We start from the raw sequence: 4954 nt of genomic DNA, 5'->3' as shown, positions 1-4954 counted from the left end.
AAAGGAAATAATAAGTTATATCAATTACTATAATAAGGTTAGAATTAAATCAAATTTAAAAGGAATGAGCCCGATAGAATACCGAGCTCATTATTTCAAAAAGATTGCATAAATTCGTCTAACTTTTGGGGCGCAGTCCATTAAATCACCCTTTTTTATATAAGTATTGTTACATCCAATATTCGTGATATTAGCTTGAAGCTTTTATTTTAGGAGGATGAGAAAGCTAATTTTAATCCTATTTTTTAATTCAATACTATTCAATATTTCTATAGCCCAATCAGTTCAGGGCTGGGCTATTTATTTTGGGAATACGCAAATTAAGGAGTCAAAATTTAGTATTCATCACGAATTACAATTGCGAGATTACAAGTTGTTGGGAGATCATAATCAAACTTTGGTAAGAGTAGGTGGGCAGTATCAATTTAGCTCGTTAGTTCAAGGTACTTTGGGGTATGCGTTTGTGCATTCAGAGGCAGAAGGCACACCTAATAATTCGTTTTCGGAGCACAGAGTTTACCAAGAAGCGGTTGTGTCACATGGGGTGAAATCATCAAAAATTCGTCATAGATTTCGTTTAGAAGAAAGATTTATAGAAGGGCAAGATTTCAGAGGTCGTGTGCGATATTGTTTATTTGCCGATGTGCCACTGAGTAATAAGCAATTTGATAAGCATGGAACATATTTGGCGTTTTATGATGAACTTTTTGTTAACCTTTCTTCGGATAGATCAATAAAAGCTTTTGATAGAAATAGAGCTTATGCAGGTCTTGGTTATAAATTCAAGAAAAACTTAGGAGCTCAAGTTGGGTATATGAGACAAAATGTTGGTTCAAATAATGGAACAAATCATTTGCTACTTTCAGTGCATCATAAGATGAATTGGAGATAACAAACAACGGTCAATCTTATAGATTGACCGTTGTTTGTTATCTCTTTCAAGTAAGATTAAAATCTTTCAAATTGAGAGAAGAAGAAGTTACCTTCGATTTGTGCGTTCTCATCAGAGTCAGAGCCGTGAACAGCGTTTGCGTCGATAGATTTAGCGTATTTGTTACGGATAGTACCTTCTGCAGCTTCAGCAGGGTTAGTAGCACCGATTAATGTACGGAAATCCTCAACAGCGTTTTCTTTTTCCAAAATAGCAGCTACGATAGGACCAGAAGTCATAAAGCTAACTAATTCGCCATAGAAAGGTCTTTCTTTGTGAACAGCATAAAAATTTCCAGCCGACTCTTCTGTCAATTGAATATATTTCATTGCTACGATTTTGAATCCGCCTGCAATAATGTCGTTTAAAATAGCTCCGATGTGTCCATTTGCTACTGCATCTGGTTTAATCATCGTGAAAGTTCTGTTAGTTGCCATAACCTTTTTTATCAAATTTTTTGCAAAGGTAAGGAAAATGAAAAAAATATAAAGAAATATTAAAGTCATTCTTTTATAAGGAATTTTTGAACCTATTTCACGGAACAAATCTTATTACTAACTTTGTGATATGTCAAAAAATCTGCAAGTTACGATAGATAAAGATTCAGGCTTTTGCTTTGGGGTTGTATATGCCATTGATATGGCTGAAGAAATCTTGGAGCAAGATGGTTATTTGTATTGCTTAGGTGATATTGTCCATAATGATGAAGAAGTAGCTCGATTGAAAAACAAGGGGCTTCGCATTATCAGTCATGAAGCTTTACCTACATTGCAGAATGAGAAGGTGTTAATCCGTGCGCACGGGGAAGCGCCTGAGACATATAAGATAGCGCTTGAAAATAATATTACCTTAATAGATGCCTCTTGTCCAGTTGTTCTTAAATTGCAGAATCGTATTAAAACATCGTATGATGGCGATGAGAAAATTTTGATATTTGGAAAGCATGGTCACGCTGAGGTTATTGGCTTGCAAGGACAGACGAATAATGAGGCTATTGTATTTCAAGATATAGACGAATTAAATCAAATTGAACTCCCAAGTTCATTTACTTTATATAGCCAAACAACCAAAAGTGTCGATAAGTTTTACGCGATTAAAGATGAGCTTATCAAACGTGGATATGATGTCAAAGCGAATGACACCATTTGTCGTCAAGTCTCTAATCGCTATGAAGATTTAGATGAATTTGCACGTAACTATGACAAAATAGTTTTCGTTTCTGGTAAAAAATCTTCTAATGGCAAAGTGCTTCACGATGTGTGTAAGGCTGCAAATCCTAATACATATTTTATATCTGGAGTCGATGAGTTAGACGCTGCAATATTCAATAGTGAGGACACTATAGGTATTTGTGGAGCTACTTCAACTCCAATGTGGTTAATGCGTGATGTTAAAGCAGCTTTAGAGCAACTTTAATACTAGTCATGTTATTATCATTTTCAATAACGGACTAAGGTCTACTATAAATTTTGTTTATTTTTGTGCCAATGAATAATCAACGAAAAAAAGGTGTTTTATTGGTGCAATTAGGCACTCCTGATGCTCCTTCTGCTCCAGCGGTTAGAAGATATTTGACAGAGTTTTTAATGGATGGACGTGTAATGGATATCCCAGTGTTGGGAAGAAATCTGTTGGTAAAAGGTGTAATCGTTCCAAAGCGTGCTGCTGCATCTGCCGAAACTTACTCAACTATTTGGGACGAAGTCAATGGTTCTCCTTTAATGTATTATTCTATTCTTCAGCAAAAGATGCTTCAAGAGCAACTGGGAGAAGAATATCATGTGGAATTGGCGATGCGTTACCAAAATCCATCTATTGAATCAGCGTTGGAGAAAATGCAAGGTATGTATTTAGAGAGCATCAAGGTTATTCCTTTGTTTCCACAATACGCATCTGCTACATCTGGGTCAGTAATAGACAAGGTAATGGAAATTATACGTACATGGCAATATATTCCTAAAGTTTCTTTCGTAAGTAGTTTTTGCGAGGATGATTTGATGATTGAAACCTATGCTGAGCATGGGCTGCGTCATGATATAGATTCATTCGACCATGTTTTATTTAGTTATCATGGATTGCCTGTTCGTCAATTAGGTAAAGTTGACCCTTCGGGTAAATTAGTTTGTCCTGATACGGGTTGCGACACATGTAAAAAGGAAACGAATACTTTTTGTTATGTTTCTCAATGTTATGCTACAACTAGGGCTATTGCCGAAAAAGCTGGCATTTCAAAGGATAAATATACAGTCTGTTTTCAATCAAGATTAGGAAAGACACCTTGGATACAACCATATACTTCAGATACTTTACATGATTTAGCGCATAGAGGTGTGAAACGATTGTTGGTTTTCAGTCCTGCATTTGTGTCTGATTGTATAGAGACATTAGATGAAATTCAAGTGGAATACGCTAATGAGTTCAAAGAAATGGGTGGTGAAGAAGTGGCGATGGTTGAAAGTTTAAATGATAATCCAAGATGGATCCAATCTTTAAAACGACTGGTTCTATCAAATTAATATAATAAGATGCTTATATTCAATGCCATTCTTTTATTCGTTTTAGATTTTTACATATTCTTTGCGCTGCGGTCGACAAAGATTGATTTTGTTAAAAAGAAATGGTTTTCTTTTGTGTGGTGGGGTTATTCTATTAGTTTACTGATAGGTTTATTTATATCTTATAAATACAATATCCCTTTGGCTTATAGATCAATAATACTTGTAGCATTCTTTTTGACGGCGATCAGTAAATTTATATATGCCGTTATCGTTCTTATGGATGATGTACGTAGAGGAGGGATTTGGGTAACTAGACTTTTCGGGCGTAAAAATAATACTGTTAAAGAACATATTGATGAATTAGAAAAGCCACTACCAGAAGTTCCAACTCATGGTATTTCTCGTTCTGATTTTTTGATGAAATCAGGAATGGTTGTAGCTTCTTTGCCATTATTTCCATTGTCCTGGGGGATAATATCTGGAGCGTATGATTACCAGATTAGAAGACAGAGATTGGTGCTGCCAAACTTGCCTAAGGCGTTTCATGGTTTTAAGATAGCACAAATTTCTGATGTACATTCTGGTTCATTTTATAATAAGAAGGCTGTTTTAGGTGGAGTAGAAATGTTGTTGGGTGAAAAACCTGATGCAGTTTTCTTTACTGGTGATTTGGTAAATAATCAAGCTAATGAGATGACTAATTACCAAGATATCTTTTCGAAACTACAGGCGGAATATGGGGTGTATTCAGTACTTGGTAATCACGATTATGGCGATTATTATTATGGAAAAGAAGATAGTCCTGCCAAACAAAAGAATTTTAAAGACATGCTTGATGTTCATCGTGTGATGGGCTGGGACTTGTTGATGGATGAAAATCGTTCTATCAAAGTAGGAAATGAAGAACTGAGTATTGTTGGAGTGCAAAATTGGGGTACTGGACGTTTTCCAAAGAAAGGTGATTTGAAAAAAGCTTTATTAGGGACAGAAGATAAAGCTGTTAAGCTTTTGCTTTCTCACGATCCTTCACATTGGCGTGCACAAGTCTTAGACACGAATGTAGACGCCATGTTTGCTGGTCATACACATGGTATGCAGTTTGGTGTTCGAGGTGAGCATTTCCAATGGAGTCCCGCAAAGTTTATTTATAAAGAATGGGCCGGATTGTATCAAGAGGGTAACCAACAGTTGTATGTTAATACAGGTTTTGGCTTTTTGGGATATCCAGGTCGAGTTGGGATCGTTCCAGAAATAACAATTTTTGAACTAGTGACTGCTTAAAATAGCTTTTAAAATAAAACAAAAATGCCTTTAGAATATTCGAGGGCACTGAAAAAGTCTCAACTTTTAATGAGACTTAAAGAAATGACTGAGTATATGATTTACCTTACTCAGTCATTTTTGTTTAAAGGATTTCTGGAAGTTTGCTTTTTAATGGCCTTGTTAAAGATTTAACCTACTTGGACTTGCTATTTGGTTTTCTAGCATCCCAATTCGATTGTTTTTGAGGCAATACCCCTCCTTT

6 protein-coding genes are annotated in these 4954 nt (G+C 35.7%); 5 read left to right on the top strand and 1 reads right to left on the bottom strand.

The features are described from left to right. Positions 1-7: 7 nt before the first annotated feature. Positions 8-112, top strand: coding sequence for an IS3 family transposase (locus IPZ78_RS17420; RefSeq protein WP_225554781.1), 105 nt, complete (start codon positions 8-10; stop codon positions 110-112). Positions 113-217: 105 nt separating this feature from the next. Next, positions 218-892 carry a DUF2490 domain-containing protein gene (locus tag IPZ78_RS17030; RefSeq protein ID WP_225555180.1) on the top strand — a complete coding sequence of 225 codons (675 nt, stop codon included), beginning with the start codon at positions 218-220 and terminating at the stop codon, positions 890-892. 56 nt (positions 893-948) lie between these two features. Here the strand turns inward: IPZ78_RS17030 and IPZ78_RS17025 are convergent, their stop codons facing one another. Next, positions 949-1368, bottom strand: a complete 420-nt coding sequence (locus IPZ78_RS17025; protein ID WP_225555179.1) for a nucleoside-diphosphate kinase — start codon at positions 1366-1368, stop codon at positions 949-951. A 130-nt stretch (positions 1369-1498) separates the two neighbouring features. Here IPZ78_RS17025 and IPZ78_RS17020 point away from each other — a divergent pair, with 130 nt between their 5' ends. From IPZ78_RS17020 to IPZ78_RS17010, 3 genes are all read left to right on the top strand, one after another. Beyond that, entirely contained in the window at positions 1499-2347 is an 849-nt protein-coding gene (locus IPZ78_RS17020; RefSeq protein ID WP_225555178.1) for a 4-hydroxy-3-methylbut-2-enyl diphosphate reductase, read from the top strand. A gap of 71 nt (positions 2348-2418) precedes the next feature. Next, positions 2419-3447 carry a ferrochelatase gene (gene hemH / locus IPZ78_RS17015; RefSeq protein ID WP_225555177.1) on the top strand — a complete coding sequence of 343 codons (1029 nt, stop codon included), beginning with the start codon at positions 2419-2421 and terminating at the stop codon, positions 3445-3447. Positions 3448-3456: 9 nt separating this feature from the next. Next, entirely contained in the window at positions 3457-4710 is a 1254-nt protein-coding gene (locus IPZ78_RS17010; RefSeq protein WP_225555176.1) for a metallophosphoesterase, read from the top strand. Positions 4711-4954: the final 244 nt, after the last annotated feature.

Source organism: Sphingobacterium bovistauri, from assembly GCF_020295405.1.
Classification (GTDB): Bacteria; Bacteroidota; Bacteroidia; order Sphingobacteriales; family Sphingobacteriaceae; genus Sphingobacterium; species Sphingobacterium bovistauri.
Note: the sequence above shows the minus strand (reverse complement) of the source record. Positions and strands in the feature narration are given on the sequence as shown.